Origin of the sequence: Tropicimonas omnivorans (assembly GCF_031846565.1) — a bacterium.
GTDB classification, from domain to species: domain Bacteria; phylum Pseudomonadota; class Alphaproteobacteria; order Rhodobacterales; family Rhodobacteraceae; genus Tropicimonas_B; species Tropicimonas_B omnivorans.
In genome coordinates this window covers 120,158-147,096 of the sequence record NZ_JAVRHL010000001.1, presented here as the reverse complement: position 1 = coordinate 147,096, position 26,939 = coordinate 120,158, and the positions used below count along the sequence as shown (strand labels likewise).

Annotated in this window: 28 protein-coding genes and 1 other RNA gene; 15 read left to right on the top strand and 14 right to left on the bottom strand. The window is 67.5% G+C overall.

Features of this window, described 5'->3' with window-relative positions; all coding sequences use genetic code 11:
• The 3 genes from RM543_RS00740 (at nt 1) to RM543_RS00730 (ending at nt 2,654) form a co-directional block, all read left to right on the top strand.
• Entirely contained in the window at nt 1-861 is an 861-nt protein-coding gene (locus tag RM543_RS00740) for a patatin-like phospholipase family protein (RefSeq protein WP_311688680.1), read from the top strand.
• Between the two features lie 50 nt (nt 862-911).
• Complete coding sequence (gene phbB / locus RM543_RS00735; RefSeq protein ID WP_311688679.1) at nt 912-1,640, top strand: acetoacetyl-CoA reductase; 729 nt, start codon at nt 912-914, stop codon at nt 1,638-1,640.
• Between the two features lie 96 nt (nt 1,641-1,736).
• The gene (locus RM543_RS00730) at nt 1,737-2,654 is read left to right on the top strand and encodes a ring-cleaving dioxygenase (protein ID WP_311688677.1); all 918 of its coding nucleotides are present in this window, start codon (nt 1,737-1,739) and stop codon (nt 2,652-2,654) included.
• Between the two features lie 60 nt (nt 2,655-2,714).
• Here RM543_RS00730 and RM543_RS00725 read toward each other — a convergent pair whose 3' ends face one another.
• From RM543_RS00725 to RM543_RS00715, 3 genes are all read right to left on the bottom strand, one after another.
• The gene (locus RM543_RS00725; RefSeq protein WP_311688675.1) at nt 2,715-2,876 is read right to left on the bottom strand and encodes a YdcH family protein; all 162 of its coding nucleotides are present in this window, start codon (nt 2,874-2,876) and stop codon (nt 2,715-2,717) included.
• A gap of 70 nt (nt 2,877-2,946) precedes the next feature.
• Complete coding sequence (locus RM543_RS00720) at nt 2,947-3,777, bottom strand: tRNA1(Val) (adenine(37)-N6)-methyltransferase (protein WP_311688674.1); 831 nt, start codon at nt 3,775-3,777, stop codon at nt 2,947-2,949.
• Nucleotides 3,761-3,982 carry a putative signal transducing protein gene (locus RM543_RS00715; RefSeq protein WP_116085607.1) on the bottom strand — a complete coding sequence of 74 codons (222 nt, stop codon included), beginning with the start codon at nt 3,980-3,982 and terminating at the stop codon, nt 3,761-3,763. The genes RM543_RS00720 and RM543_RS00715 overlap by 17 nt, the downstream gene beginning before the upstream one ends.
• Before the next feature lie 57 nt (nt 3,983-4,039).
• On the opposite strand from RM543_RS00715, the gene RM543_RS00710 reads away from it, so the two are divergent.
• Nucleotides 4,040-5,041, top strand: coding sequence for a polyprenyl synthetase family protein (locus RM543_RS00710; protein WP_311688671.1), 1,002 nt, complete (start codon nt 4,040-4,042; stop codon nt 5,039-5,041).
• Nucleotides 5,042-5,057: 16 nt separating this feature from the next.
• On the opposite strand, the gene RM543_RS00705 is transcribed toward RM543_RS00710, so the two are convergent.
• Nucleotides 5,058-5,978 (bottom strand): zinc-ribbon domain-containing protein, encoded by a 921-nt coding sequence (locus tag RM543_RS00705; protein ID WP_311688669.1) that lies wholly within the window; start codon nt 5,976-5,978, stop codon nt 5,058-5,060.
• A 237-nt stretch (nt 5,979-6,215) separates the two neighbouring features.
• Between RM543_RS00705 and RM543_RS00700 the strand changes: the two genes are divergently transcribed.
• Genes RM543_RS00700 through RM543_RS00685 form a run of 4 tightly spaced genes read left to right on the top strand, consistent with a single transcriptional unit; the run spans nt 6,216 to nt 9,128 of the window.
• A complete protein-coding gene (locus tag RM543_RS00700; RefSeq protein ID WP_311688667.1) occupies nt 6,216-6,887 on the top strand; it encodes a cell division ATP-binding protein FtsE in 672 nt (223 codons plus the stop codon).
• Nucleotides 6,884-7,786, top strand: a complete 903-nt coding sequence (locus RM543_RS00695; RefSeq protein ID WP_311688665.1) for a cell division protein FtsX — start codon at nt 6,884-6,886, stop codon at nt 7,784-7,786. The genes RM543_RS00700 and RM543_RS00695 overlap by 4 nt, the downstream gene beginning before the upstream one ends.
• Nucleotides 7,786-8,523, top strand: a complete 738-nt coding sequence (locus RM543_RS00690) for a lysophospholipid acyltransferase family protein (RefSeq protein ID WP_311688663.1) — start codon at nt 7,786-7,788, stop codon at nt 8,521-8,523. Before RM543_RS00695 ends, RM543_RS00690 begins: the two co-directional genes overlap by 1 nt.
• Nucleotides 8,520-9,128 carry a pyridoxamine 5'-phosphate oxidase family protein gene (locus RM543_RS00685; RefSeq protein WP_311688661.1) on the top strand — a complete coding sequence of 203 codons (609 nt, stop codon included), beginning with the start codon at nt 8,520-8,522 and terminating at the stop codon, nt 9,126-9,128. Before RM543_RS00690 ends, RM543_RS00685 begins: the two co-directional genes overlap by 4 nt.
• Before the next feature lie 3 nt (nt 9,129-9,131).
• Here the strand turns inward: RM543_RS00685 and recR are convergent, their stop codons facing one another.
• The 9 genes from recR to RM543_RS00640 all read right to left on the bottom strand — a co-directional run bounded on the left by recR (nt 9,132) and on the right by RM543_RS00640 (nt 17,539).
• Nucleotides 9,132-9,731 carry a recombination mediator RecR gene (gene recR, locus RM543_RS00680; RefSeq protein WP_116085351.1) on the bottom strand — a complete coding sequence of 200 codons (600 nt, stop codon included), beginning with the start codon at nt 9,729-9,731 and terminating at the stop codon, nt 9,132-9,134.
• A 7-nt stretch (nt 9,732-9,738) separates the two neighbouring features.
• The gene (locus tag RM543_RS00675) at nt 9,739-10,083 is read right to left on the bottom strand and encodes a YbaB/EbfC family nucleoid-associated protein (protein WP_311688658.1); all 345 of its coding nucleotides are present in this window, start codon (nt 10,081-10,083) and stop codon (nt 9,739-9,741) included.
• Nucleotides 10,084-10,159: 76 nt separating this feature from the next.
• Nucleotides 10,160-11,959 (bottom strand): DNA polymerase III subunit gamma/tau, encoded by a 1,800-nt coding sequence (locus tag RM543_RS00670; protein WP_311688656.1) that lies wholly within the window; start codon nt 11,957-11,959, stop codon nt 10,160-10,162.
• A gap of 91 nt (nt 11,960-12,050) precedes the next feature.
• Nucleotides 12,051-12,440: a YidH family protein gene (locus tag RM543_RS00665; protein ID WP_311688653.1), complete on the bottom strand. Its 390-nt coding sequence runs from the start codon at nt 12,438-12,440 to the stop codon at nt 12,051-12,053.
• A gap of 45 nt (nt 12,441-12,485) precedes the next feature.
• Nucleotides 12,486-12,583: signal recognition particle sRNA small type (ffs, locus tag RM543_RS00660), an RNA gene on the bottom strand.
• Between the two features lie 82 nt (nt 12,584-12,665).
• Nucleotides 12,666-13,427, bottom strand: coding sequence for an ABC transporter permease (locus tag RM543_RS00655; protein WP_311688651.1), 762 nt, complete (start codon nt 13,425-13,427; stop codon nt 12,666-12,668).
• A complete protein-coding gene (locus tag RM543_RS00650; protein ID WP_311688649.1) occupies nt 13,424-14,311 on the bottom strand; it encodes an ABC transporter ATP-binding protein in 888 nt (295 codons plus the stop codon). Before RM543_RS00650 ends, RM543_RS00655 begins: the two co-directional genes overlap by 4 nt.
• Nucleotides 14,312-14,419: 108 nt before the next feature.
• The gene (locus RM543_RS00645; protein ID WP_311688648.1) at nt 14,420-15,430 is read right to left on the bottom strand and encodes an ABC transporter substrate-binding protein; all 1,011 of its coding nucleotides are present in this window, start codon (nt 15,428-15,430) and stop codon (nt 14,420-14,422) included.
• 129 nt (nt 15,431-15,559) lie between these two features.
• Nucleotides 15,560-17,539 carry a bifunctional 2',3'-cyclic-nucleotide 2'-phosphodiesterase/3'-nucleotidase gene (locus tag RM543_RS00640; protein ID WP_311688646.1) on the bottom strand — a complete coding sequence of 660 codons (1,980 nt, stop codon included), beginning with the start codon at nt 17,537-17,539 and terminating at the stop codon, nt 15,560-15,562.
• A 229-nt stretch (nt 17,540-17,768) separates the two neighbouring features.
• Here RM543_RS00640 and nudC point away from each other — a divergent pair, with 229 nt between their 5' ends.
• Together nudC and RM543_RS00630 are read left to right on the top strand one after the other, a co-directional pair.
• On the top strand, nt 17,769-18,683 hold the full coding sequence (gene nudC, locus RM543_RS00635; protein ID WP_311688644.1) for an NAD(+) diphosphatase: 915 nt from the start codon (nt 17,769-17,771) through the stop codon (nt 18,681-18,683).
• A 63-nt stretch (nt 18,684-18,746) separates the two neighbouring features.
• On the top strand, nt 18,747-19,241 hold the full coding sequence (locus tag RM543_RS00630; protein WP_311688643.1) for an SRPBCC family protein: 495 nt from the start codon (nt 18,747-18,749) through the stop codon (nt 19,239-19,241).
• On the opposite strand, the gene RM543_RS00625 is transcribed toward RM543_RS00630, so the two are convergent.
• Nucleotides 19,205-20,050, bottom strand: a complete 846-nt coding sequence (locus RM543_RS00625; protein ID WP_311688641.1) for a prephenate dehydratase — start codon at nt 20,048-20,050, stop codon at nt 19,205-19,207. The two genes, RM543_RS00630 and RM543_RS00625, sit on opposite strands and share 37 nt — an antisense overlap.
• Before the next feature lie 126 nt (nt 20,051-20,176).
• Here RM543_RS00625 and RM543_RS00620 point away from each other — a divergent pair, with 126 nt between their 5' ends.
• The 5 genes from RM543_RS00620 (at nt 20,177) to RM543_RS00600 (ending at nt 26,932) form a co-directional block, all read left to right on the top strand.
• Nucleotides 20,177-20,704, top strand: a complete 528-nt coding sequence (locus RM543_RS00620) for a c-type cytochrome (protein WP_311688639.1) — start codon at nt 20,177-20,179, stop codon at nt 20,702-20,704.
• Nucleotides 20,705-20,957: 253 nt separating this feature from the next.
• A complete protein-coding gene (locus tag RM543_RS00615) occupies nt 20,958-22,922 on the top strand; it encodes an extracellular solute-binding protein (protein WP_311688637.1) in 1,965 nt (654 codons plus the stop codon).
• A gap of 50 nt (nt 22,923-22,972) precedes the next feature.
• Nucleotides 22,973-24,121 (top strand): microcin C ABC transporter permease YejB, encoded by a 1,149-nt coding sequence (locus tag RM543_RS00610; protein WP_311688635.1) that lies wholly within the window; start codon nt 22,973-22,975, stop codon nt 24,119-24,121.
• 76 nt (nt 24,122-24,197) lie between these two features.
• A complete protein-coding gene (locus RM543_RS00605; protein ID WP_311689834.1) occupies nt 24,198-25,322 on the top strand; it encodes an ABC transporter permease in 1,125 nt (374 codons plus the stop codon).
• Entirely contained in the window at nt 25,319-26,932 is a 1,614-nt protein-coding gene (locus tag RM543_RS00600; protein ID WP_311688634.1) for an ABC transporter ATP-binding protein, read from the top strand. Before RM543_RS00605 ends, RM543_RS00600 begins: the two co-directional genes overlap by 4 nt.
• Nucleotides 26,933-26,939 lie beyond the last annotated feature (7 nt).

Here is a 26,939-nt window from a genome sequence, read left to right as displayed (position 1 = left end):
ATGAGCGTAGACACGCTACCCTCCCGTCCGGATCAGATCGTGTTCTCGGGCGGGGGGCTGAGATGCTTCTGGCAGGGCGGCTTTATGTCCGTCCTGGGCCGGGAACGGCGCGTGGCGCCGAGCCGGGTCTGCGGGGTATCGGGGGGCGCGCTATCTGCCGCAGTCTTTCTCGGCGGGCGGGAGAGCGACCTCCTCGATCGGATGTGCGAGGCTTTTGCCCGTCAGGATCGCAACGTCGATCTGTTCGACCGGAAGAGCGGCCGCATCACGCCCCATCAGGAGATCTACTGCCGCGTGGTGAAGGACGTTCTCGACCCCGAGGCGGAGGCTCGCGTCGCCGCGGGGCCGTCCCTGCAGATCCTCATCGCCCATCCGCCGCTCGACGCCGCACCCGCGCTCGGCGGGGTGGCTATGTCGGCGGCCTACGAAGCGGAGCTCCACGTGAAAGGGTCCCCCCATTTCGGCTGGGCCGAGAAGATGGGGCTGACCTCGGAACTGGTGGATGCCAACGAAGCGGCCCGGCAGGGAAAACTTGCCGATCTGGTCTGCGCGGCGGCGGTTATTCCGCCCGTCTTCATCCCTCCGGACTGGAACGGCAGGCCCACGATCGATGGCGGGATGGCCGATCAGGCGCCGATGCCCGATCCGGACGAGGGAACCACCCTGGTGTTGCTGACGCGCGAATATCCCAATGTGCCGGACGCGCCGGGGCGGCACTACGTCGTACCTCGCGGCGAGACCCCGGCCGACAAGATCGATTTCACCGATGGCGACAAGCTGATGGAGACCTGGAACCAGGGCGAGCGCGATGCGGAACACTATCTCGCAGAGGTAGACAGGCAGTCGGGCGCGACGGCATAGTCATCGAAAGGACCGGCGGACCGCCGGCGCACAATACTTGGGAGGATTTCATGGGACGCATTGCCGTAGTCACGGGGGGCTCGCGCGGCATCGGGGCCGCCATATCCAAGGCCTTGATGGCAGAGGGATATACCGTCGCCGCAACCTATGGGGGCAATGAATCCGCCGCGAGTGCCTTCACCGAGGAAACGGGGATCCGGACATACAAGTGGTCCGTTGCGGATTACGACGCCTGCAAGGCGGGGATCGCCGGGATCGAGGCTGATCTCGACGGACCGGTCGAGGTGCTGGTCAACAATGCCGGGATCACGCGCGATGCGATGTTTCACAAAATGACGCCGGAGCAGTGGCGCGAGGTGATCGACACCAATCTCACCGGCGTCTTCAACATGACGCATGTCGTCTGGCCGGGGATGCGCGAGCGGAAGTTCGGGCGGGTGGTCAACATCAGCTCGATCAACGGTCAAAAGGGGCAGGCCGGACAGGCGAACTATTCCGCAGCCAAGGCCGGGGATCTCGGGTTCACCAAGTCGCTTGCTCAGGAGGGCGCGCGCGCCGGGATCACGGTGAACGCGATCTGCCCGGGCTACATCGCGACCGAGATGGTCAAAGCCATCGACGAGAAGGTGTTGAACGAGCGGATCATCCCGCAGATCCCGGTCGGTCGCCTCGGCGAGCCCGAGGAGATCGCGCGCTGCGTCACGTTCCTCGCCTCGGACGACGCGGGCTTCATTACCGGTTCGACGATCACCGCGAACGGAGCCCAGTTCTTCGTCTGATCTGTGCCTCAGCGCACGACGTCTGCGGCGCCTTGCGTATTTTCGCACGGGCGTCGCGGCTCTACCTCCTCATTCAGCTTAATGCAGGAGGTTGCCATGTTGCCCGTGAACGGATTGCACCACGTGACGTCGCTGGCCGGGGATGCCCAGCGAAACAACGATTTTTTCACCAAGACGCTCGGACTTCGCCGGGTCAAGAAGACGGTGAACTTCGACGCGCCGGATGTGTACCACCTCTATTACGGGGATGAGATCGGCACGCCGGGTACGGTCATGACCCACTTTCCCTTCCAGAATGCCGCCCCCGGCACGCGCGGAACGGGTGAGGCAGGCGAGATCTCCTTCTCGGTGCCGCCCGGCTCGCTCGGGGAATGGGAGACGCGGCTCGCGGATCATTCTTTGGTGCGCAGCACTGCGTTCGGCGCCGGCAAGCTGGCGTTCACCGGCCCCGACGGCGACGGGCTGGCGCTGGTGGAAGCCGAGGACGATCGCGCGCCATGGACCGGACAGCTCTCCGCGGATCTGGCGATCCGGGGCTTCCATTCGGTTCGGCTCGTCCTGACCGAAACGGAACCGACCCGGAAGGTGCTGGAGGCGCTCGGCTTTTTGGCCTTGGCGGAGGAAAACGGCATCGTCCGCATGGCCGCGGGCGATGGCGGACCCGGCTATCTTGTCGACCTCGAAGCGCGCCCGGATCTTCCTGCCGCGCGGCAAAGTGCCGGCTCGGTTCACCATGTCGCGTTCCGCGTGGCGGATCGGGCCGCGCAGGACGAGGTACGCGATGCGATGAGCGAGATCGGAATGAAGGTCACGCCGTCCATCGATCGCGATTACTTCCGCGCGATCTACTTCCGCAGCCCCGGCGGCGTCCTCTTCGAGGTCGCGACCGACGAGCCCGGGTTCACGAGGGATGAAGACGTGGCCACGCTTGGAACGGCTCTCAAGCTGCCTGAGCAGCACGCTCACCTGAGGGATCAACTGGAGGCGGGTGTCCTGCCGACGATCCGGGACTGACCCTGGGCCTGACAGCAAAAAGCGCGCGAGCCACGGCTCGCGCGCCGATACTGGTGGGGGCTACGAGAGGCGGCTGATCTCTTCCTTCAGGGCCAGCTTGCGCTTCTTGAGGCGCGCGATCTCGAGCGGATCGGAGGCGGGGGCGCGCTGTGCTTGCTCCACCTCAGCCGAAAGGGCCTGATGCTTGCGCCGGAGCTCCTGAACGTGGGAACTGACTGACATCGGTCTCTCTCCTTCTCGATAAGGCCGGACAATCCGGCTCCGAAGATTGCAGCACGTTTCCCGGATCTTGTCACGCGCCTGATACATTCCGTCCTGTATCCTCAGCGTGACGGCAATTTATTACCGATACCTTAAGATCGGGGGCGATAAATTGCGCGCCGTCCCTCAGGATCGCCGAGGCGGCCGATGTAAAATCGTCACCGTCGCTTATATGGGCGGGCCCGTCGTGGAGGATGAACGGCGCGGCCAGTTCGAGGGCGCCGCGGCCGCCCTTGCGCGCGATGAGCAGGATGAGGCGCGCGAGGTTCCCCGCGCGGCCCGCGATGGGCTGAACGCGCAGGCTGCCGAAGCCGGCATGCTCAGCGGCCCCTAAAAGATCCCCAAGCCGGTCCGCCCGCTGAATGAACGTGGCCCAGCCGCCGGGTCTCAGGCGCTTCGCGGCAAGGTGCGTCCAGGCCGCGAGGGGGACGTCCTCCCGCATGGCGCTGTCGCGGTAGGCATCGGCGGCGGCGGTCGCGCGGGCGGCGTCGAAATAGGGCGGATTGGCGATGACATGGTCGAAGGACATCGCCTTGAGGGCCGGCGGCGGGGCGGTGATGTCCCCCGTCAGGATCTCCATCGCGATGCCCGCGGCGTCCGCGTTGCGGCGGGCAAGATCCGCGATGGCCGCGTCCCGCTCCAGCCCGGTCAGCTCCAGTCCCGCCACCCGCGTGGCGAGACAGAGGGCCGCGGTGCCGACACCGCATCCGAGGTCGAGCACCGATTGCCCCGGTTTTGCCGGGCAGGCGCTGGCGAGCAGGACCGCGTCGATCCCGGCGCGGAATCCCTTCGCCGGTTGCAGGAGGGTCAGGCGGCCGCCGAGGAAGGCGTCCCGCGTCAGGGACTCAGCGGGCGCCGCCATCGTCGATCCCGTTGTCCCTGAGTGCCGCGCGGGCGAGGAAGGCGTCGCCATCGCGCACCATGAGGCGACGCGGGAGAACGCCGACCGATCCCTCCAGAACGCTCATGTGCTGGTCCATGGAGAAAACGTCGATTCCCTCGCCCTCGAGAATCGCGGTGGCATAGGCGATGACCGTCGGGTCGGTGGTTCTGAGTATCTCTTTCATCGCGTGCACCATTGGCCTGTCTTGCGCCGCTGTCGAGGCTGCGGTACCGCGATTGACATGAGTTTTGACGATTTTTCCCGCAAGCCCCATGATCGCCTCGCCGAGCTGATGGCGAAGGACATGGAAGGCGTGGGCGAGCTGATCCGTGCTCGCATGGCCTCCCGTCACGCGCCGCGCATTCCCGAGGTGACGGCTCATCTGGTCGAGGCCGGCGGCAAGCGGTTGCGTCCCCTGCTGACGCTCGCCTCGGCGCGGCTCTGCGGCTACGACGGCGAGGATCACCTGCGCCTCGCGGCAACGGTGGAGTTCATCCATACCGCGACGCTCCTGCATGACGACGTCGTCGACGAGAGCGGCCAGCGCCGCGGGCGGCCGACGGCGAACCTCTTGTGGGACAACAAGTCGTCCGTGCTCGTTGGGGATTACCTCTTCGCCCGTGCCTTCCAGCTCATGGTGGAGCCGGGGAACCTTCGCGTGCTCGATATCCTGTCGGGCGCGGCGGCGACCATCGCCGAGGGCGAGGTGCTGCAACTCACCGCCGCGCAGGACATCGCCACCACGGAAGAGACCTACCTGCAGGTGATCCGGGGCAAGACCGCGGCGCTTTTCGCGGCGGCCTGCGAGGTCGGCGGCGTTATCGCCGGGCGGGACGAGACGGTCTCGAATGCGCTCCACGCCTATGGAGATGCGCTCGGCATCGCGTTCCAGATGGCCGACGATCTGCTCGACTGGCAGGGCGAGGGCGGTGCCATCGGCAAGAACGTGGGCGACGATTTCCGGGAGCGGAAGCTGACCCTGCCGGTGATCCGCGCCATCGCGGCGGCGGACGAGACCGAGCGGGCATTCTGGGCCCGCACCATCGCGAAGGGGCAGCAGCAGGACGGCGACCTCGACGAGGCCCAGCGTATCCTCGGGAAACACGGCGCCCTCGATGCGACGCGCCGGGAAGCCGAGGGCTGGGCGGACAAGGCGGTCGCATCCCTGTCGGACCTGCCCGAGGGCGAGATCAAGGCCTGCATGACGGACCTTGCCCGCTACGTCGTGGCCCGGCTGACCTGAGGTCTTCTTCCGCGCGTCAGTCGGCCCCGGCCACGCTTCGAAGCGTGTCGTCGAGCCAGAGCCGCGCGTCGTCGATCCGGTCCACGTAGGCAGCGACGGGTTCTTCGAGGGCAGGGGCGGTCATCGCGATGCGCGGGGCCTCGAGATAGGCCATGAGCGCGAGGCCGAATATCACGATGGCGATGGCGAGCCCGATGCGGCGGCCGCCTGCGGACCGCGCGCGGCGATGGGCGCGGTCGCTGCGGGCGGCCTCCTCGGCTTCCTCGCCGACGGCACGCCCACTGTCCGCCGGATCGAGCGCGGTGTTGATCTCTTCGATGTCGGGAAGAAGCGTCCGCCTGGGGGCGACGCGGCGGGCGCGAACCTCGTCGTCCGGTCGCTCCAGGGCAGGCTCCGGGTCCGGCGGTGTTCCGGCCGGCTGATCGGGCAACGGTTCGGGTTCTGAAAAGGGATCCGGCTGCGCGACAGGCTCCGGTTCCGGTTCCGGCTCCGGATCAGGCTCCGGCGTCCGGACGATCTCCGGCGGGTCCATTGCGAACTCGTCCTGCATCTCGAGAGGCGCGGCGGCCTCGGCGCGGCGGGCGGCTTGCTCCCGGGCGGCTTCCTCGCGCAGGACCGCGAGGACCTTGGGGTCGATTTCCCGCCGGCGCGGGCGCTCGGGCTGAACCGGGGGGAGATCGTCCTCGTCGTCGTATTCGGACGTGTATCGGTCAGGCTCAGGTTCTGCGTCCGGCGGGGCATCCGGCACTGCGGGCTCCGGGGTTTCCGGCTCGCGGATCGCCTCGCCCAGCTCCTCGGCCAGCCCCCTGTCCCGCGACGGATGCAGCTGGAACCAGCTGTGACCGCAGCTCGAACACTGGACGTCGCGCCCCTCGTCGGGGATCGCTGCGTCGTCCACAACGTATTGCGCCCCGCAATTCGGGCAGATGAGCCGCATCTTCAAGCACCCTTGCCGGCGGCGCGGTTCGCCGCTCACCTTTGTTTCGAACTCGAACCTATCAGCGCGGCGCGAGGTTTCAAACACGGCGCGCCGCGGAAGTCCTTGGAATAGTGCCGAAAGGCACCGTCGCCCTCCGGCTGCCGTTGAAAGAGAGACAAGTCCCGTGCAGAAGAGGCCTGATGCGGCACCTCGGGGACGATCCCCCGGCCCGCGGGGGCAAGGACGGCGCTTGGCGTGATTGAGTTCGACGATGTGGCCTACAGCTACGGCGGAGAGGCGCTGCTGTCCGGCGTGTCGGCCCGGATCGCGCCGGGGACGTTCCATTTCCTGACCGGTCCATCCGGCGCCGGCAAGACGACGCTGCTCAAGCTCGCCTACCTTCAGCTCCGGCCGACGGCCGGGCGCCTCTCCCTCTTCGGCAAGGACGTCACCGGGATCGAGCGGGACCAGGTCGCGCGCATGCGGCGGCGGATCGGGTTCGTCCATCAGGATTGCCAGTTCCTCGACCATCTGCCCATCGCGGAGAACGTCGCGCTGCCGCTCCTCGTCTCCGGGCGGGAGGCTTCCGGGGCGGACCTCAAGGACCTCTTGAGCTGGGTCGGCCTCTCCCGCCGCGCGGGGGCGCTGCCTCCCGAACTGTCGGGCGGGGAGCGGCAGCGGGCGGCGCTGGCGCGGGCGGTGATGAGCGATCCCGAGATCGTCATCGCGGACGAACCGACGGGGAACGTCGACTGGGAGATGTCCCTGCGGCTGCTCACGCTCCTTGTCGAGCTCAACCGGATGGGAAAGACGATCCTCGTCGCCACCCATGACCTCACGCTGATCCGGCAGGCCAAGGCGCAGGTCTCCGCCCGCGTCCTGCGCGTCGGCGGCGGCACGATGGTTCCGGCGGGGGCGGAGCTGTGACAGCGCCATTCAAGCGTCTTTTCAGGCCGTCCGGCGTGGCGGACCGCGTGGTGCCGCCGACCGGGTTCACCGCGCGCCTCACGCTCGGCGCATCCGCCGCCATGGCCTTCCTCGCGGTCTTCGCGCTTGCCCTGTCGCTCTCCGCCGGGCGGGTGGCCTCGACATGGTCGGACGCGCTGGCACGGACGGCGACTGTGCGCATCTCGGCCCCCTCCGGTCAGGTCGAGGCGCAGGCGGTGGCCGCTCTTGCCGTCCTCGACACGACACCCGGCGTCGCCTCGGCACGCAGGCTCGGCGCCGATGAGCAGCGCGCCTTGCTGGAGCCGTGGTTCGGGCCCGACCTGCCGATTGAGAGCCTCCCGGTGCCCGTCCTGATCGAGGTCGTCGCGACGGCCGACGGCTTCGATTCGGACGGCCTGTCGGCGCGGCTGGCGGGCGAAGCGCCGGGGGCCGTGCTCGACGATCACGCCGCCTGGCGCGCGCCGCTCGTGGCGGCGGCCGGGCGGATGCGGCTTCTGGGCTTCGGCTGCCTGCTCCTCATCTCGCTGACCGTCGCGGCCATGGTGGCCCTTGCCGCGCAGGCCGCACTCGCCGCCAATGCCCGCGTGATCGCCACGCTGCGCCTCGTCGGGGCGGAGGATGCGTTCATCGCCCGCGCCTTCGTTCGCCGCTTCACCCTGCGCGGCCTTGCAGGGGCCGGCGCGGGGACCCTCGCGGCCGCCGTCGTTCTTGCTATGCTGCCCTCCGCCGGGGCGGGGAGCGGAGAGGCCGCCTGGCTGTCGCTCTCCATCGGCGGGGCGCAATGGGCTCTCCTGCTGCTCGTTCCGCCTGCCACCGCCGCCGTCGCCTATGGCGCGACACGCCTTGCCGCCCGCCGCGCCCTTTCGGAGGCCACCTGATGCAATATGCCCGTTCGCTGATCTTCGTGATCCAGATGTATGCCGCGATGGCATTGATGGGACTTTACTACTTCCCGCTCGCCGCGTGGGATCGCAAATGGGCCTCCGCCGGGATCCGCACCTATTGCCGCTATGTCCGCTGGTCCGCGCGCTGGATGGTCGGCCTCCGGACGGAGGTTCGCGGGAAGGTGCCGCAGGGAGAAGTTCTGATTGCCTCGAAGCACCAGTCCTTCCTCGACATCATCGTGCTCTGCTCTGTTCTGCCGCGACCGAAATTCATCATGAAGGCCTCGCTCCGGCACGCGCCCGTCCTCGGCTGGTTCGCCATGCGCATCGGCTGCGTTCCCGTCGACAGGGGGCGCCGCGCGGCCGCGATCCGGCAGATGAAGGACGGGGTGCAGAGCGGGCGCGTCGATCCCGGCCAGCTCATCATCTATCCCGAGGGGACCCGCGTCGCACCGGGCGCGCGGATGCCCTACAAGATCGGAACCGGCGTGCTCTATGCCGAGCTGAACCAGACCTGCGTGCCCGCCGCGACGAATGTGGGCCTGTTCTGGCCCCGTGCCGGCATTCTGCGCAGAAAGGGGCTCGGCGTGGTCGAGTTCCTGGAGCCGATCGCGCCCGGGCAGGAGGTTTCCGATTTCATGGCCGCGCTCGAGGCGCGAATCGAGGGCGCATCCGATGCGCTGATGAAGGAGGCCGGCGGTGTGCCGGAGCTGAGAGGACGTGTCGTATGAGCTATGCCGCAGCCCGGATCGAGGACCTTGAGACGCTTTATGGCGCCCCCGTCGCGGCGGCCACGAAGAAGGTTACCGGCCGGCTGACCGGCCCCTACCGCGACTGGATCGACGCTTCACGCTTCTGCATCCTCGCGACGATCGGCCCCGAAGGCACCGACGCGAGCCCTCGCGGCGATGACGGCCCCGTGGTTCGGGCGCTGGATGCCGGAACGCTCGCATTGCCTGACTGGCACGGGAACAACCGGATCGATTCCTTAAGGAACATCGCGCGGGACGGCCGCGTCTCCCTCACCTTCATGGTGCCGGGCTCGGAGAATGTCGTCCGGGTGAACGGAACCGCGATCGTCACGCTGGATGAGGACCTTGCGGCGCGGTTCGAGAGGGACGGCAAGCGGCCGCGCTCGGTCATCGTCGTGACGATAGGCGAGGTCTACTTCCAGTGCGCGCGCGCCATCCGGCGGTCCGGTCTCTGGGGCGAGACGGCGGCCCCAGAGGACCTGCCGAGCGCCGGAGACATGCTTGCGGCCGCCTCGGACGGGGAGGTCGGCGGGGCGGCCTACGACGCGGCCTGGCCGAAGCGGGCCGAGGCGTCGATGTGGTAGCGGCTACAGGGATTTCCGGGCGTTGAGCGCGGCCGTGATCGTTCCGTCGTCGAGGTAATCGAGCTCACCGCCGATGGGAACGCCCTGCGCCAGCGACGTGACCCGCACGCCGAGGGCCTCGAGTTCGCCGGCGATGTAATGCGCGGTGGTCTGCCCGTCGATCGTCGCGTTGAGGGCGAGGATGACCTCCCGCGCCTCCTCGGTCTTCGCCCTGTCGACGAGGCGGGGAATGCGCAGCTCGTCGGGGCCGACCGCGTCCAGCGCGGACAGCGTCCCGCCAAGGACGTGATACCGCCCCTTGAAGACCTGCGAGCGTTCCATCGCCCAGAGATCCGCAACATCCTCGACGACGCAGATCTCACCCGTCTCCCGCCGCGGATCCGCGCAGATGGCGCAGAGTTCGGACGTGCCGACATTACCGCAATTGACGCATTCCCGTGCCGTCGCGGCGACCTTCACCATCGCCTCCGAGAGCGGCTGGAGAAGCTGGCCGCGCTTCTTGATCATGCGCAGAACGGCACGGCGCGCCGACCTCGGCCCGAGGCCGGGCAGGCGCGCCATCAACTCGATCAGCGCCTCGATATCGGAGGGCGGGCGGTCCAATCCGGTCTCAGAAGGGAAGGTTCATGCCGGGCGGCAGGCCGAGCTCGGAGGTGACCTTCTCCATCTCCTCCTTCGACGTTTCCTTGGCGCGGGACTGGGCGTCCTTGATCGCGGCTAGGATGAGGTCCTCGACGACTTCCTTCTCGTCGGGATTGAAGATCGAGGGGTCGATGTCCAGCCCGGTGAGCTTGCCCTTGGCGGTGCAGGTCGCCTTGACGAGGCCCGCGCCGCTCTCGCCCGTGACCTCCATCTCCTCGAGCCTCTCCTGAACCTCGGTGACGCGGCCCTGCATTTCCTGAGCCTGTTTCATCATCTTGGCCATGTCGCCGAATTGGCCGAGTCCCTTGAACATTCATCGTCTCCTGTTGGCGTTCGCCCTGAAATGCGTGTTGCCCGGCGTCAGTGCAAGGGCATCGGCGCGCGGGGCCTCAATCCTCGAAGGGATCCCATTCGTCCTCGACCTCGGGCAACGCGGCTTCCGCCGCTTCCGCGGCGATTTCCTCGGGCGGGCGGATCTGATGGATCTTCGCGCCCGGAAAGGCGGCCAGCACGGCGCGGACCTCGGGGCGCTCCAGCGCGGCCTGTTGCAGCTCCGCTTCCTGGCGGCCCCGCTCCTCGGCGATGGTCGGCGCGCCGCCCTCCGAGACGACGGACACGCCCCAGCGTGCGCCGGTATAGCCCTGGAGCCGCTGGCCGAGACGCTGGGCGAGATCCACGCTCGCACCGTCCGCCGGTTCGAACTCGATACGCCCGGGCGAGTACCGGGCGAGGCGCACACCGCTCTCGACCTCCAGGAGGAGTTGCACATCCCTGTGCCGCCGGATCAGCTCGACCACCTGCTCGAAGCTCGTGTACCGCGCGAGAGCATCCTCGGACTGGGCCTTGACCGCCGTCGCGGCGCCGTAGGCCGTCCCGCGGGGGGCGGAGGGGGGCGGTGCGGCGCCCCGGGGGGCCTCCGGTCCGGACTGCGCCGACGGGGCCGGAGCGCTCTGGGAGGGACCGCCTTGCGCGGGGGCACCCTGAGACGCCGCGGGCCGCCCGCCGCCGCCATTCGGGCCGGGCGCATCCGGACCGCCCTGGAGCTTGCGGACGAGCTCATCCGGGGCCGGCAGATCGGCGACATGGGTCATGCGGATCACGGCCATCTCGGCGGCCATCATCGCGTTCGGCGCCTTGGCCACCTCGTCCAGCGCCTTGAGCAGCATCTGCCACATCCGGGTCAGGACACGCATCGGAAGCTCACCGGCCATCCGGCGGCCCCGGTCCCGCGCATCGGGCGTGATCGTGGGGTCCTCGGCGGAATCGGGCGTGATCTTCGCCACGGAAATCCAGTGACAGACCTCCGCCAGGTCGCGCAGGACCGCGAGCGGGTCGGCCCCGGCGGCATACTGCCCGGACAACTCCTCGAGCGCCCCGGCCGGATCGCCGCGCATGATCAGATCGAACAGGTCGAGCACGCGGCCGCGATCCGCCAGCCCCAGCATCGCGCGCACCGCATCCGCATCGGTCTCGGCATCCGTCTGCCCGATCGCCTGGTCGAGCAGCGAGGTCGCGTCGCGCGCCGACCCTTCGGAGGCCCGCGCCAGGAGGGCCAGCGCCCCGTCGGTGATCTTTCCCCCTTCCGAATCGGAGATCCGCCGCAGCAGCGCAATCATGTCCTCGGGCTCGATCCGGCGCAGGTCGAACCTCTGGCAGCGCGAGAGCACCGTGACCGGCACCTTCCGGATCTCCGTCGTCGCGAAGATGAACTTCACATGCGCCGGCGGCTCCTCCAGCGTCTTGAGCAGCGCGTTGAAGGCGCTGGTCGAGAGCATGTGGACCTCGTCGATGATGTAGATCTTGTAGCGCGCCGAACTCGGCGCATAGGCGACACTGTCGAGCACCTGCGTCCGGATATCGCCGACGCCCGTATTGCTCGCCGCATCCATCTCCAGGACATCGACGTGCCGCCCCTCGGCGATGGCGCGGCAATTCTCGCACGTCCCGCAGGGATCCGTCGTCGGCCCGCCGTCGCCGCCGGGGCCAGTGCAGTTCATCCCCTTCGCGATGATCCGGGCCGTCGTCGTCTTGCCGGTGCCGCGGATGCCGGTGAGGATGAAGGCCTGCGCGATGCGGTCCGCGGCGAAGGCGTTCTTCAGCGTGCGAACCATCGCCTCCTGGCCGACGAGATCGGCGAAGGTCTGCGGTCGGTACTTGCGCGCCAGAACCTGGTAGCCGGGCTCGCTCATCGTCTGTCCTCCCGGATCGGTATGGCCGGGATGTCCGGCTCGGGCCGGAGAGTACGGGGGCTGGGCGGCAAGGTCCACCGGACCCTCCGCGTCAGAGCCGCCAGAGCACCACCGCAACGCCGACCGTCGCCACCGTGAGGATGCCTGCCGTCAGCGTGTAGGTCCGGGTCGGCTGCGCCTCGGCGCCATGGGCGTCGAGCCGGGACTGCGTCCGCCTCGCGGCGTTCCGCGCGATCCAGTAGATCCAGATGGCGGCGACGAGGAAGAGCGTGGCCATCGCCCGCGGCAGCCAGTCGATCTCGGCCTCCCTGAACAGCGCCTTCAGGCCGATCGCCACCGCGACCGAGGCAAGCCCGGTGCGCAGCCATCCGGCGAACGTGCGTTCGTTGGCGAGAACCGTTCGGTCCTCGGCCCAGTCCGTCCGCTGCTCGGCCCAGACCGTCTTGGCGTCGGAGGGATCGTCTGGAGCGCCATCCTGCATGGTGTCAGGATAGAGGCGCAGGGCGAGGGTGGGAACAGGGGAATTGGGTGAGAGGCTGACAACGACCCAAGCGGGGCTCGTTTCGGCTGCTTCCTTCCGGACCTGACCGGGTTGGCGAGGCGCCTGCCCGCGCCAACCTCTCGAGGCCTCATTTAGGAAAAAGCGCCCGGATTCGCAAGGGGGCGGCTGCGCGGTGCCCTGGCTGACCTCGGGCCCCGGTTCAGCTCATCCCGCGGGTCGCTCCGCCCAGCCGGCGAACGTCTTCTCCAAAATGACGACGATGTAGTAGAGCACGATCCCCAGCACGGCGAGCGCGATCAGGACCGCGAACATCAGGGGGTAGTCGCTGTTGGTCTTGCCGCTGTCGAAGAGCGCGCCGAGGCCGCGGCCGTGGGGGGAGACGATCTCCATCAGGTTCGTGCCGATGAAGGCCAGCGTCACCGCCACCTTCAGCGCACCGAAGAATTCCGGCAGCGTCTTCGGAAGGGCGATCTTCCAGAAGATGGTCGATTGCGACGCGCCGAGCGATCGCAGGATGTCGCGATATTCGGGCTCCAGCGTCGACAGGCCGATGGAGACCGACACGGCGATGGGAAAGAACGAGATCATGAAGGCGATGAGCACGGTGTTGAAATCGTGCCAGCCCACGAACATCAGGGCCACGATGGGCACCACCGTCGCCTTCGGCACCGCGTTGAAGCCGACGAGCAGGGGATAGAGCGCGTCCCGCATGGTCCGCGAGAAGCCCATCACCATCCCGACCGCGACGCCGAACACCACCGCGAGCGCAAGGCCCGCGACGGTGCGCCAGAGCGTTTGCCAGCCGTAGATGAGGAACAGGTCGAGATACTCCACGAAGGCCGGCCCGAGGTCCGACGGGGCCGCCATCTTGTAGGTGGGCCAGCCGTTGGCCCAGACGAGAAGCTCCCAGAGCGCCAGGAATACGATCACGGCGAGGACGGGAACGGCGATCCTGCGGGCGGTCATGCTTGCGTCTCCGGCGTGGCGCGCTCGCCGGGGGCGGGGGCCGGTGGCGAGGGGGCGGGAGCCGGCGGCGGGGGAGCCGGGCGCGCGCTCGCCTCGTCGGCCGGTGCGCGACCTTGCGCGATCTCGATCTGGTGACGCAGGATCGCCAGCATTTCGGCAGCGCGCGGGGTGTAGAGGTCGTCCAGCGTGCGCGGTCCCTCCCGCGGCACGTCGAGCACGTATTGCGCATGGGCGGGACGGCCGGACAGCACCACCACCCGGTCGGCGAGAAAGATCGATTCGCGCAGGTCGTGGGTGATCAGGACGGCGGTAAAGGGCTCCTCGGCCTTAACCTTGTGCATCGTCTGCCACAGATCCTCGCGGGTGAACGCATCGAGCGCCCCGAACGGCTCGTCGAGGATCAGCACGTCCGGCTTGTGGACCAGCGCCCGGCAGAGCGACGCCCGTTGCCGCATCCCGCCCGACAGCTCCGAGGGCCGCTTGTCCTCGAACCCCTCGAGACCGACGAGCGACAGAAGGAACCGCGCCCGGTCCTCCTGCTCCTTTCGCGACAGCCCGCTGCGGACGATCTCGAGCGGCAGCATCACGTTTCTCAGGATCGAGCGCCATTCGAGCAGAACGGGGTTCTGGAACGCCATCCCGACCGAGGAGCGCGGTCCCTTCACCCGCTCGCCAGCGATCCGCACCTCGCCGAATTGCGGCCGCATCAGCCCCGATATCAGCCGCGTGAGGGTAGATTTTCCGCAGCCGGACGGCCCGACCACGGCGACGAAGCCGCCCTCGGGCACGTCGAGGGACAGATCGTTCAGCACCTGCAGCGGTCCGCTCGCGGTGTCGAAGGTGTGCGAGACATGGCGGATCTCAATCAGGGCCTCGGCGCTCATCGGCTCTTCGTCCTTTTTCTTTCGTCGGCGCTCGATACTTCCGCCGCGGGGATCCCGCACCGAAAGGCGCCCGCGCAGCCGGGTCGGGGCGCGGGCGCGGGGAGGGGCTCACTCCAGAGTGGGCAGGGGCTCGGGCAGGTAGGCGCCGTCGAAGATGCCGTCCGAGGTCGGCGCGGCGCCGAACTCCATGTTGGTCTGAAGCTGCTCGAGCGCGGCTTCCATGCGCTCCGCGTCGATCCCGCCGAAGCCGTTCTGGACGACGTACTCCGTCAGCACGGTGTCCTCGATCGACATGGACAGGCGACGCTCCTCGAGCTCCGTGTCGATGGCCGGATTGCGCTCGGCCAGCGCCTCGATGCCGGCCGCCGGATCATCGATCGCGTCCTGCCAGCCCGCGGCGATGGCCGTCAGGAAACCAGTCACCGCCTCGGGGTTCTCCTCGGCCCAGTCGGTGTTGACGATGATCGCGTTGCCGTAGAGCTCCAGTCCGTGATCGGCCATGAGGATCGAGGAGATGTCATCCTCGGGCACTCCGAGGCGCAAAAGGTTCAGAACGGATGAGAAGGAGAAGCCGGTGATGGCGTCCACCTCCCCCTCGGCCAGCATGGGCTCGCGCGTCGGAAAGCCGACAGGTTCGACGGTGATGCTGTCCATGTCGAGATCGTTGGCCGCGGCGAAGGCCGGGAACTGGGCCCAGGCCCCGTCCGGCGGCGGCGCGCCGAGGATCTTGCCGTTGAGGTCGGCGGGCGTCTCGACGCCCTGGCTCACCCGGCCGACGACGGCGAAGGGCGGCTTGTCGTAGACCATCATGACGGCGCGCACCGGCGCCTCGGGGTTCTCGTCGAGGAACTTGGCGAGGGAGTTGATGTCGGCGAAGCCGAAGGGAAATGCGCCTGTGGCGACCTTCGGGATCGCGTCGAGGGAGCCCTGGCCCGCGGTGATCTCGACGTCCAGCCCGGCCTCCTCGAAATGACCGTTGTCGATGGCGAGGAAGTAAGGCGCGGCAGGGCCTTCGAACTTCCAGTCGAGCGCGAAGGGCGCGTCCATCAGGTCCTGCGCGGCGGCAGGCCCCGCGATGAGCAAGAGCGCGCTGCCGGCGGCCCAGATACGATCGAGCATTCCCGTGTCTCCCCTTTGGTACGGACCCGCGGAACGGTGCGGGGACGTCTCCGGCGCGGTCAATTCCGCGTGGCGGGGGGACGGGCGGGCACCGGTACAGGTGCCCGCCCTTTAGGCGATTTGCGCGCTTCAGAGGCGAATGCGGAAGCGGGTGAAGCCCTCGACGACGTCGCCCGAATCCTCGATCTCCACACCCTTGACGTCGCTGACATAGGCCAGCGCATTCGGCCCGCTGTCGAACATGACCGTCGTGTCCTCCATCGGTGCGAAGGACCAGTTCGCGTCCGCCGAGGGCTGGATCGTGCCCTGCTCCACGATGTAGCGCACGATCACGTCGCGGTTGGTGTCCGGTCCCTCGAAGACCACCGTGGTCCCGTCGGCGCCAGGGAACGTGCCGCCGCCGCCGGCGCGGTAGTTGTTGGTGGCGACGATGAACTCCTGCTCCGGATCGATCGGCTCGCCCTCGAAGGAGAGGTTCACGATCCGGCTCGCATCGGGGTTCTGCAGAGCGCCTTCGCTGTCGAAGCGGGAGGGTTGGCTGAGGTCGATCTGGTAGGTCACCCCGTCGATCACGTCGAAGTTGTAGGACGGGAAGTCGGGGTTCAGCAGGGTTGCGTCCGTGGCGCCGGGCTCGATCTGGTTGAACATGCCCGCAGAGCGCTCCAGCCAGTCCTTCACCTCGGCGCCGGTGATCTTCACCGCACGGATCGTGTTGGGATAAAGGTAGAGATCGGCGACGTTCTTGATCGCCACATCCCCCGCCGGCACATCGGTGTAGTAGTCCGGGCCGCCACGGCCGCCCGCCTTGAAGGGCGCAGCCGCGGACAGGATCGGCAGGCCCTCGTTCGGCGTGCCTTCCATCATCTGGCCGATATACCAGGTCTGCGCGTTCGAGACGATCTGCACCGAGGGGTCGTCCGCCACGAGGGCGAAGTAGGAGTAAAGCGGTGCCGCGGTCTGGCCGACGGCGGTGCGGACGTAGTCGAGCGTCGCCTGATGCTCCTCGGCGACCGACTCGAGGACGGCCTCGTCGCTCTCCACCAGCGCGGTGATGGTGCGGTCTTCCTCGCGGCGATAGATCGGCCGCGCCTCGACATCGGCGGAGGCCACGCGCCAGCCCTCGCCGTCGCGCTCGAGCAGAAGGTCGATCAGGCCGAGATGGCTGCCCCAGAACCCGGCCATGACGCCCGGCTTGCCCTCGATCGTACCGGCCTCGATGTCCACGCCCTCGAAGCCCTCGTAATCGGCGGAGGGGAAGACGAGGTGGCTGTGGCCCGTCATCACGGCATCGATCCCGTCGACGCGGGCGAGGGGGACGGAGGCGTTCTCCATCATCGGCTCGTGCTCCGCGGAGCCGATGCCGGAATGGCTGAGCGCGACGACGATGTCGGCGCCCTCCTCCTTCATCTTCGGCACCCAGGCCTCGGCGGCCTCGACGATGTCCCGCACCTCGACGCGGCCCTCGAGATGCTTGCGATCCCAGTTCATGATCTGCGGCGGCACGAAGCCGATGATGCCGACGCGGATCGGATGCGTCTCACCGCTGCCCAGAGTGATCTCGCGATCGAGGATCACGTAGGGCGGCACCAGCGTGCGGTCCTCGGTCGGCGTGTCGCCGAGTTCGGTCGCGACGTTTGCCGAGACCACCGGGAAGTCCGCCCCGGCGATGGAATTCTCGAGGAAGCCGAGCCCGTAGTTGAATTCGTGGTTTCCGAGGGTGGAGGCGTCGATCCCGACCGTGTTCATCGCTTCGATGACCGGGTGCATCTGGCCGTCCGCCATGCCGCGCTCATAGGCGATGTAGTCGCCCATCGGGTTGCCCTGCAGGAAATCACCGTTGTCGAGCAGCATGGTATTGGTCGCTTCGGCCCGGATCTCGTCGATGATCGAGGCGGCGCGGGCAAGGCCGACCGTGTCCACGGGTTTGTCGCTGTAGTAATCGTAGGGATAGACGTGGACGTGCAGGTCCGTCGTTTCCATCAGCCGCAGGTGGGCCTGATTCTCCTGCGCGCGGGCGGAATAGGGGTGCAGGACGACGAGGGAGGCTCCGGCCGCGGTGGAGGCAAGAAATCCCCGGCGCGTCAGGGCAGGGCGGGTGGAACGTGTCATGGCGGAGCTCCGCTTCAATTGATTCGCGGTCAGGTTAACCCCCCCGAGATCACATCCCGAAGACACTTTTGATTTCCCTGCCGGGGCGGACGCGACGACAGGCGACGCCTTGCTGGGTGCGCGGGAGCGGCCCGCTCGCCCCCCGACCCGGCGGCCCGCCCGGTCAATTGCGTCACCCGCCGGGCTATGCGACGTGGACATGGACCGGACAGGGCTGGGAGTACGGGGAATGCGGATCGCCGAGACCGTGACATTCGGCGGAGGCGGCATCGACCGCGCCGCGGACCTTCGCAAGGACGCCGCCGCGCTCGCCGCCGCCGACGCGGACGCCGGTTCCCGCTACCTGCCGCTCTTCGAGGGCCGCCCCCTCGTGGCCGAGACGGGCCTTGGATGGATGCCAAAGGACGAGTTGCCGGATGGCTGCGGCGAGCCTGTGCTTCTGTGCCGCGATGCCGGCATCACGCGCTTTGCGGTCGAGATCGGCGCCGGCGCCCTTCCCGCGGGCTCCGAGGCGCTGCCTGGCCGGACGGGCCTCGCTTTCAGCGAGATTCGTGCGGTGATGACGCGCCTCACCCCGGCGGACGCCGAATGCGCGGCCATGTCCCGCGCGATCTTCGGTTGGCACCGGAGCCACGCCTTCTGCGCGGCTTGCGGATCTCCCTCGCGCGTGGTGGAGGCCGGCTGGCGGCGGGACTGCCCGTCCTGCGGCGCGCAGCATTTTCCGCGGACCGACCCGGTCGTCATCATGTTGATCACGCGCGGCAACAGCGTGCTGCTCGGCCGATCGCCGCATTGGCCCGACGGCATGTTCTCTCTCCTCGCAGGCTTCGTCGAGCCCGGGGAGACCATCGAGGCGGCCGTGCGCCGCGAGGTGATGGAGGAGACGCAGGTCCGCGTCGGCCCGGTCTCCTACCTCGCATCGCAGCCGTGGCCGTTCCCGTCCTCGCTGATGATCGGCTGCCGGGGCGAGGCGACGAGCGAGGAGATCACCATCGACCCCGTCGAGATCGAGGAGGCGATGTGGCTCACGCGGGAGGAGCTGCGGGACGCCTTCGCGGACGCCCATCCCCGGGTCGCCCCCGCCCGTGCCGGCTCCATCGCGCAGTTCCTGCTCTGGAACTGGCTTGCGGACAGGCTGGATTGAGGGGACACTTCAGATCGCTTCCGCGCGAAATTCAGTGATCACGAAGAGGCATCGTCGACCGGCATGAAGTTTTCCGCACGCGAGGACATCGAGGCACCGCTGGCCGATGTCTGGCCCGCGATCACCGATTTCGGCCGGTTCGAGCGTCAGGTCCTGAGGCGCGGAGCGGATGTCGAGCGTCTCGATGCGGGGCCGATGCCGGGGGTCGGCAACGAGTGGCACCTGCGATTCGACTTCCGCGGCAAAGAGCGCAAGATGAAGGCCCTGATCACCCGCTTCGAGCCGGAGACAGCGCTCGAACTCGCCTGTACGGGGAGCGGAATGGAAGGCACGGTCACCGCCGAGGTCCTCCCCCTCGCCAAGCAGCGCACCCGGCTCTTCGTCGAGGTGGACTTCGTGCCCAAGACGATCGCCGCGCGGGTGCTGATCCAGACGATGCGCCTCGCCAGGTCGAACATGAGCCAGCGGTTCAAGTCCCGCGTCTCGTCCTTCGCGCGGGACATCGAGGATCGCGTCGGCGCTCAGCCCTCTTTGGCGCGCCGCGGATCGGCCGGGTAGACCCCGAGAAGCGTGATCTTCGAGGTGAAGTAGTCCAGCTCCTCGAGCGCGAGCCGAACCGAACGATCGTCCGGATGCCCCTCGATATCGGCGTGGAACTGCGTTGCCGTGAAGTTGCCGCCGGCCATGTAGCTCTCGAGCTTCGTCATGTTGACGCCATTCGTCGCAAAGCCGCCGAGCGCCTTGTAGAGCGCGGCCGGAATGTTGCGTACGCGGAAGACGAAGGTCGTCATCATCGGGCCGGCGCCGCGGCGGCTCAGGTCGGCCTGACGGGACATCACGAGAAACCGCGTCGTGTTCGTCGTCTGATCCTCGATTTCGCGCGCGAGCGGAACGAGGCCGTAGATCTCGCCGGCAAGCTCGCTGGCGAGCGCGGCGAGGGACGGGTCCGCCACCCTGGCGACGTGGGCCGCCGAGCCCGCCGTATCCGCCCCGGTGACCGGCTCGATCCCGTTGCCGCGAAGGAACGTCCTGCACTGGCCGAGAAGGACGGTATGGCTCTGCGCGCGCGTCACGTCCTCGATCCGCGTTCCGGGCACGCCGAGTAGGCTGATGTGAACCCGCACGAACGCCTCGCCGACGATGTGGAGCCCGCTTTCCGGCAGCAGCCGGTGGATATCTGCGACCCGGCCATAGGTGGAATTTTCCACCGGCAGCATCGCGAGCTCCGCCGCTCCGGTGCGGACGGCCTCGATCGCATCCTCGAAGGTGCTGCAGGGCATGGGCTCGTGATCCGGGCGGGCCTCGACGCAGGCCTGGTGAGAATAGGCGCCGGGTTCCCCCTGGTAGGCGATTCTGGGTGTTGTCATGGTTTCCGGTCGTTCCTCTGAGCGGCTCAAGTGACGAAAGGGCGTTCTGTCGCGCCCTCTCTGTCTTGCGCCGAAGGGCGCGAACATAATAGATGACCGCCAAACGACGATCTGACGGGAAGCGACATGTTCGACACAATGACCGGGGTCAAGCTTATCGGCGGCTTCTGCGGCACGTTACTCGTGTTCCTCCTTGGCGCCTGGGCGGCCGAAGAACTCTATCACGTCGGCGAAGTCGCGCATGGGGACGAGGAAGTCCACCAAGCCTACACGATTCCCGTACCGGAAGATGGCGAAGCCGCACCCGAGGAGGACGCCGTGCCCTTCGAGGAAGTGTTCGCCGCGGCCGATCCCGGTGCCGGCGAACGCGTCTTCGCCAAGTGCCGCGCCTGCCACCAGCTCGAGCCCGGCGCGAACGCCACCGGTCCGACCCTCTACGACGTCGTCGGCCGCCCGGTCGACAGCGTCGACGGCTACTCCTATTCGGGCGCCCTCGAGGAAGTTGCGGACGTCTGGGACCCCGGTCACCTCAACGGCTTCCTGGAAAACCCGCGGGGCTATGCGCCCGGCACCAAGATGTCCTTCGCCGGCCTGCCGGATGTCGAGGACCGCGCGAACCTGATCGCCTGGCTCGAAACCAATCCGGGCGGCTGAGCGCGCACCGTCTTCCCCTTCCCTGTCGAAGGCCCGGCGGCGCCGAAATGGCGCGTGTCGGGCCTTTGCATATCCGAATCGGCGAGAAGGGGCGGAGGCGTCAGTCCCGCGGGCCGTGCCTCTGCTCGGCCGGGGCGGTCCGACGCTGGCCCGCTCGCGCGCCGCTCACGCAATCTCGCCTTGTTTCCGGTTCGGCCCGCTTCTAGCCTCGCCGGGTACCCGTGACCCATGACGTACGACCCGGAGGCCATCCATGATACCGACCCGTCGTTCCGCCAGAGCCGCGACCCTTTCCCGTGCCGCGGAGACGCCGCTCCTCGGTTTCAGGGCGATGGCCTTCTCGGTGGCCGCGCTTGCGGCCCTTGCCGCGGCGGGGGCCGTCCGGGCGCAGGAAACGTCTGAAGGGTCGTCGACATCCGCAGAGGCCGAGGCCGGGGCGGAAATGGTCACCCAGCACGGCATCGCGACATTTCCGGGCTCGCTGAAATACGGGCCGGACTTCGAGCATCTGGACTACGTGAACCCCGATGCGCCGAAGGGCGGCGAGATGTCCACCTGGGCGTTCGGCGGTTACGATTCGATGAACCCCTACTCGGTGAAGGGACGGGCGGATCGCCTGTCCTCGACCCCCTATGAGAGCCTCCTGACGGGGACGGCGGACGAGATCGGCTCCGCCTACGGTCTTCTTGCCGAGAGCCTGACCTTCCCGGCGGACCGCTCCGAGGTGACCTTCACCCTCCGCGAGAACGCCGCCTTCTCCGATGGCAGCCCGCTCACGGCGGAGGACGTTCTCTTCTCCTACGAGGTGTTCCGGGAGAGCGGTCTGCCCTCCTTCCGCTCGGTGCTGCGGGAGCAGGTCGACGTCGCCGAGGTCATCGACGAGCGGACGATTCATTTCACATTCACCGAAGATGCGCCGAAGCGGGACGTGATCCAGACGGTGGGCGGTCTGCCGGTTTTCTCCAAGGCCCATTACGAGGAGAACGGCCTCGATCTGGCCGAGAACTCCATGACGCCCTTCCTGGGGTCTGGGCCTTATGTTCCGGGCCGGATCGATGTCGGTCAATCCTCCAGCTACGAGCGCAACCCGGAGTATTGGGGCGAGGATCTGCCAATCAATGTCGGCCGCAACAATTTCGATACGCTCCGCCTCGAATACTTTGCCGACTACTCCGTCGCGCTCGAGGGTCTGAAGGGCGGGGCCTACACGTTCCGTCAGGAATTCAGCAGCCGGGACTGGGCCACGGGGTACGACTTTCCCGCCATCGATCGCGGCTGGATCGTGCGGGAGGAACTGGAGGACGGTTCCATCGCCACCGGCCAGGGCTGGGTGATGAACCTGCGCGAGCCGCAATTCCAGGATCCGCGCGTCCGGCAGGCGATGAACCTGCTCTTCAACTTCGAATGGACCAACGAACAGCTGTTCTACGGCCTCTACCAGCGCGTCGATTCGTTCTTCGAGAACTCCGAGCTGGAGGCGACGGGGCTGCCGTCCGAGGAGGAGCTGGCGATCCTGGAGCCCCTCTCGGCCGATCTTCCGGAAGGTGTCCTGACCGAGGAGGTGCCGGTAGCGCCCACCTCCGGCGCCAGGCAGATGGACAGGACCAATATCCGGGCCGCGAATGCGCTTCTGGACGAGGCGGGCTGGGAGGTCGGCAGCGATGGCCTCCGCCGCAAGGACGGGCGGACCCTGTCCGTCGAGATCCTTAACGACAGCCAGACCTTCGAGCGGATCGTGAACCCCTATGTCCAGAACCTCCGCTCCGCCGGCATCGACGCCTCGATGGAGCGTGTCGACCAGGCGCAGGCGACGGAGCGGGAGCGCCCGCCCTTCGATTTCGACATCACGACGCAGATGCTGGGGCAGGACAATATCCCCGGCGCGGGTCTCAAGCAGTATTTCGGCTCCGAAAGCGTGGATACCTCGGTCTTCAACAAGGCCGGCATCCAGTCCCCGGCGATCGATAGCCTGATCCGGACCATCATGGAGGCGGAGTCGCAGGAAGAGCTGAACGTGGCGGCGCGCGCCCTCGACCGCGTGCTGCGGCACATGCATGTCTGGGTGCCGCAATGGCACAACCCGGCCTATCTCGTCGCGTATTACGACATCTTCCGCCATCCCGACCCGCTGCCGCCCTATGCGCTCGGCAGCATGGACTTCTGGTGGTACGACGCCGAGCGCGCCGAAGAGCTGAGCGCGGCGGGAGCACCGCTCTGACACCCGCCCTGGACGACCGAACCTACCCCGAAGGACGATAGAAAGACCCTATGGGCGCCTACATTCTCCGGCGGCTTCTGCTGATCATTCCGACTCTGTTCGGGATCATGGTCGTCAATTTCTTCCTGACCCAGTTCGTGCCCGGCGGACCGATCGAGCAGATCGTTGCGCAGGTCCAGGGCGAGGGTGACGTGTTTGCCGGCATCGCCGGCGGCGGTGACGGCGGCGCCCCCGACGGCGGGGAGAACGGCTATCTGGGCGCCCGCGGCCTGCCGCAGGACTTCCTCGACGAGCTGGAGATCGAGATGGGGTTCTCCCGCCTCGTCTGCGAGGCGGGGTATGACGGGGTCCCGGATCTCGATGCCGAGGAATGCGTGACGGAGCCCATCGGAGTCTTCGAACGGTTCGCGATCCTGATGGGCAACTACCTGCGCTTTGACTTCGGCGAGAGCTATTTCCGCTCCATCTCCGTGGTCGATCTCGTTCTGGAGAAGATGCCGGTGTCGATCACGCTGGGCCTGTGGTCCACACTGATCGCCTACCTCATCTCCATCCCGCTGGGCATCCGCAAGGCCGTCAGGGACGGCACCCCCTTCGACACCTGGACCTCCGCCGGCATCATCGTGGCCTATGCGATCCCGGGCTTTCTCTTCGCGATCCTGCTGCTGGTGCTGTTCGCCGGCGGGTCCTACTGGCAGATCTTCCCGCTCAGGGGGCTGGTGTCCGAGAACTTCGACCAGCTCGGACCGCTCGAGAAAATCGCCGACTATTTCTGGCACATCACGCTGCCGGTGATCGCGACGACCATCTCCAGCTTCGCCACCCTGACACTGCTGACGAAGAACTCGTTCCTCGACGAGATCAAGAAGCAGTACGTGATCACCGCGAAGGCCAAGGGGCTGGATGAACGGCAGGTGCTCTACGGTCACGTCTTCCGCAACGCGATGCTGATCGTGATCGCGGGCTTTCCGGGCGCGTTCCTCTCGGTCTTCTTCGGCGCATCGATCATCATCGAGACGATCTTCTCGCTGGACGGGCTGGGGCGGCTCGGCTTCGAAGCGGCCGTGGCGCGGGATTACCCGGTGGTCTTCGGCACCCTCTACGTCTTCGGTCTGATCGGACTGCTCGTGAATATCGTCAGCGACTTGTGCTACGTCTTCGTCGATCCCAGGATCGATTTCGAGAGCAGGGAGACCTGAGATGGCCCAGCTCGAGGATCTCCCCAAGGCGGTCGATGCCGAAGTCGAGGACGTGAAGGCGCATGACGGGTATGCCATGCCGCCGAGCCGCCGCGGCTTCCTGTCTCCGCTGAACCAGCGCCGCTGGCGGAACTTCACGCGCAACCAGCGCGCCTTCTGGTCCCTCTGGGTCTTCGCCGTGCTCTTCGCGCTGTCGCTCTGCGCCGAACTCATCGCCAACGACAAGCCGCTCCTCATCCAGTATCGCGGGGACCTCTTTTTCCCGCTGACCAACGTCTATCCCGAAACCACGTTCGGAGGCGATTTCCCGACCGAAGCGGCCTACCGCGACGTCGAGGTGAAGTGCCTCATTGCCACGGGCGGGCTCGTGGAGTGCTTCGACGACCCCGAGGGGCTGATCGAGGATGCGGGCGACGGCATGGTGAACGGGGAAGCCATCGAGGCGGGCTGGTCGATCTGGCCGCTCATTCCCTACAGTTACAACACGCCGAACAATCTCGGGCGCCCGGCGCCGTCGCCCCCCGATGCGGACCATTGGCTCGGCACCGACGATGCGACGCGGGACGTGCTCGCACGGGTCATCTACGGCTTCCGCCTCTCCATCGTCTTCACCCTGATCGTGACCGCCTCCGCCTCAGTGATCGGCATCGCGGCGGGCGCCGTGCAGGGCTTCTTCGGCGGGAAGGTGGACCTGATCTTCCAGCGTATCATCGAGATCTGGAGTTCGACGCCCTCGCTCTACATCATCATCATCATGTTCGCGATCTTCGGTCGCGGCTTCTGGCTCCTGGTCTTCCTGACCGTCCTCTTCGGCTGGCCCGCCCTCGTCGGCGTCGTGCGGGCGGAATTCCTCAGGGCACGGAACTTCGAATACGTCCGCGCGGCCCGCGCGCTCGGGGTGTCGGACGTGACGATCATGTTCCGGCACATGCTGCCGAATGCGATGGTGGCGACACTGACGATGATGCCGTTCCTGATCACGGCCACCATCGGCACGCTCGCCTCGCTGGACTTCCTCGGGTTCGGCCTTCCCGCATCCTCGCCCTCGCTCGGCGAGCTCACGCTCCAGGCCAAGCAGAACCTTCAGGCGCCGTGGCTCGGCTTCACCGCCTTCTTCACCTTCGCCATCATGCTCTCCCTCCTCGTGTTCATCTTCGAGGGGGTGCGGGACGCCTTCGACCCCAGGAAGACCTTCTCATGAGCGATCACGGGGCAGAGCGCGCCGTCCTCACGGTTCGGGATCTGCGCATCGCGTTCTCGCAGGACGGCCGGCAGATCGACGCGGTAAAGGGCGTCTCCTTCGAGGTGCGCCGGGGCGAGACCGTCGCGCTCGTGGGCGAAAGCGGCTCGGGCAAGTCCGTCACGGCGCTTTCGACGGTCGCGCTCCTGGGAGAGAACGCGTCCGTCAGCGGCTCGGTGAGCTACGAAGGCACCGAGATGATCGGCGCGCCCGAGAAGGACCTGCGCCGGGTCCGTGGCAATGACATCAGCTTCATCTTCCAGGAGCCGATGACCTCCCTGAACCCGCTGCACACGCTGGAGAAACAGCTTCTCGAATCGCTCGCGCTCCATCAGGGCCTGACGGGAGAGAAGGCGAAGGCACGGGTGATCGATCTTCTGAAGAGGGTCGGTATCCGCGATGTCGAAGAGCGACTGGGAGCCTATCCGCACCAGCTCTCGGGCGGTCAGCGACAGCGCGTGATGATCGCCATGGCCCTGGCGAACGGTCCGGACCTGCTCATCGCCGACGAGCCGACAACGGCGCTCGACGTGACGATCCAGGCGCAGATCCTCGAGCTTCTCGCAGAGCTGAAGGATGCGGAGGGGATGTCCCTTCTGTTCATCACGCACGACCTCGGCATCGTCCGCCGCATCGCCGACCGGGTCTGCGTGATGAAGGACGGGGAGATCGTCGAGACGGGACGCACGGAGGAGATCTTCGCCGATCCAAAGCACCCCTATACCCGGAAGCTGTTGAACGCGGAGCCCTCGGGTCGTGCGCCCGCCATGCCGGAGGACGGCGAGACCATCGTGGAGACGGACGGGCTCCGGGTCTGGTTTCCGATCCAGCGGGGCTTCTTGAAGAAGACCGTCGGCCATGTGAAGGCGGTGAACGACGCGACGCTGTCCATCCGGGAGGGGCAGACGGTCGGCGTCGTCGGTGAGAGTGGCTCCGGCAAGACGACGCTGGCGCTCGCGATCATGCGGCTGATCTCGTCGGACGGGCCGATCCTCTTCCTGGGGCAGGACGTGCAGGGCTGGAAAACGAAAGAAATCCGGCGGCTCCGGCGGGACATGCAGATCGTCTTCCAGGATCCCTACGGCTCCCTCTCCCCGCGCATGACGGTGGAGCAGATCGTGGCGGAGGGCCTCGGTGTCCACGACATGCACGAGCGTCGTGACCGGCGCGAGATGGTGGCAGAGATGCTTGCCGAGGTCGGTCTCGATCCGGCGACGATGCATCGCTACCCGCATGAATTCTCAGGCGGCCAGCGTCAGCGCATCGCCATTGCCCGCGCCATGATCCTGCGCCCGCGCCTCGTCGTTCTCGATGAGCCGACGAGCGCCCTCGACATGACGGTCCAGGTGCAGATCGTTGACCTGCTGCGGCGGCTGCAGATGAAATACAAGCTGGCCTATCTCTTCATTAGCCACGACCTCCGCGTCATTCGTGCCCTCAGCCACCACGTGATGGTCATGAAGCAGGGGGACGTGGTGGAATCGGGGCCGGCCGAACAGGTCTTCGCCGCGCCGCAATCCGATTACACCCGCGCGCTGATGGCCGCTGCGCTCAACCTGAACGACGCTTGAGATCCTC

Bases quoted from the DNA above. Each gene is read 5' to 3' on its own strand.
- nudC (WP_311688644.1), top strand. From the start codon at position 17,769: ATGCGGATCGCCGAGACCGTGACATTCGGCGGAGGCGGCATCGACCGC.
- RM543_RS00725 (WP_311688675.1), bottom strand. From the start codon at position 2,876: ATGTCAGTCAGTTCCCACGTTCAGGAGCTCCGGCGCAAGCATCAGGCC.
- RM543_RS00645 (WP_311688648.1), bottom strand. From the start codon at position 15,430: ATGCTCGATCGTATCTGGGCCGCCGGCAGCGCGCTCTTGCTCATCGCG.
- RM543_RS00605 (WP_311689834.1), top strand. From the start codon at position 24,198: ATGCCGCCGAGCCGCCGCGGCTTCCTGTCTCCGCTGAACCAGCGCCGC.
- RM543_RS00730 (WP_311688677.1), top strand. From the start codon at position 1,737: ATGTTGCCCGTGAACGGATTGCACCACGTGACGTCGCTGGCCGGGGAT.
- RM543_RS00665 (WP_311688653.1), bottom strand. From the start codon at position 12,440: ATGCAGGATGGCGCTCCAGACGATCCCTCCGACGCCAAGACGGTCTGG.
- RM543_RS00615 (WP_311688637.1), top strand. From the start codon at position 20,958: ATGATACCGACCCGTCGTTCCGCCAGAGCCGCGACCCTTTCCCGTGCC.
- RM543_RS00720 (WP_311688674.1), bottom strand. From the start codon at position 3,777: ATGGCGGCGCCCGCTGAGTCCCTGACGCGGGACGCCTTCCTCGGCGGC.
- RM543_RS00685 (WP_311688661.1), top strand. From the start codon at position 8,520: ATGAGCTATGCCGCAGCCCGGATCGAGGACCTTGAGACGCTTTATGGC.
- phbB (WP_311688679.1), top strand. From the start codon at position 912: ATGGGACGCATTGCCGTAGTCACGGGGGGCTCGCGCGGCATCGGGGCC.
- RM543_RS00705 (WP_311688669.1), bottom strand. From the start codon at position 5,978: ATGCGGCTCATCTGCCCGAATTGCGGGGCGCAATACGTTGTGGACGAC.
- RM543_RS00740 (WP_311688680.1), top strand. From the start codon at position 1: ATGAGCGTAGACACGCTACCCTCCCGTCCGGATCAGATCGTGTTCTCG.
- RM543_RS00715 (WP_116085607.1), bottom strand. From the start codon at position 3,982: ATGAAAGAGATACTCAGAACCACCGACCCGACGGTCATCGCCTATGCC.
- RM543_RS00690 (WP_311688663.1), top strand. From the start codon at position 7,786: ATGCAATATGCCCGTTCGCTGATCTTCGTGATCCAGATGTATGCCGCG.
- RM543_RS00600 (WP_311688634.1), top strand. From the start codon at position 25,319: ATGAGCGATCACGGGGCAGAGCGCGCCGTCCTCACGGTTCGGGATCTG.
- RM543_RS00675 (WP_311688658.1), bottom strand. From the start codon at position 10,083: ATGTTCAAGGGACTCGGCCAATTCGGCGACATGGCCAAGATGATGAAA.
- RM543_RS00670 (WP_311688656.1), bottom strand. From the start codon at position 11,959: ATGAGCGAGCCCGGCTACCAGGTTCTGGCGCGCAAGTACCGACCGCAG.
- RM543_RS00610 (WP_311688635.1), top strand. From the start codon at position 22,973: ATGGGCGCCTACATTCTCCGGCGGCTTCTGCTGATCATTCCGACTCTG.
- RM543_RS00650 (WP_311688649.1), bottom strand. From the start codon at position 14,311: ATGAGCGCCGAGGCCCTGATTGAGATCCGCCATGTCTCGCACACCTTC.
- RM543_RS00630 (WP_311688643.1), top strand. From the start codon at position 18,747: ATGAAGTTTTCCGCACGCGAGGACATCGAGGCACCGCTGGCCGATGTC.
- RM543_RS00625 (WP_311688641.1), bottom strand. From the start codon at position 20,050: ATGACAACACCCAGAATCGCCTACCAGGGGGAACCCGGCGCCTATTCT.
- RM543_RS00655 (WP_311688651.1), bottom strand. From the start codon at position 13,427: ATGACCGCCCGCAGGATCGCCGTTCCCGTCCTCGCCGTGATCGTATTC.
- RM543_RS00640 (WP_311688646.1), bottom strand. From the start codon at position 17,539: ATGACACGTTCCACCCGCCCTGCCCTGACGCGCCGGGGATTTCTTGCC.
- RM543_RS00620 (WP_311688639.1), top strand. From the start codon at position 20,177: ATGTTCGACACAATGACCGGGGTCAAGCTTATCGGCGGCTTCTGCGGC.
- RM543_RS00710 (WP_311688671.1), top strand. From the start codon at position 4,040: ATGAGTTTTGACGATTTTTCCCGCAAGCCCCATGATCGCCTCGCCGAG.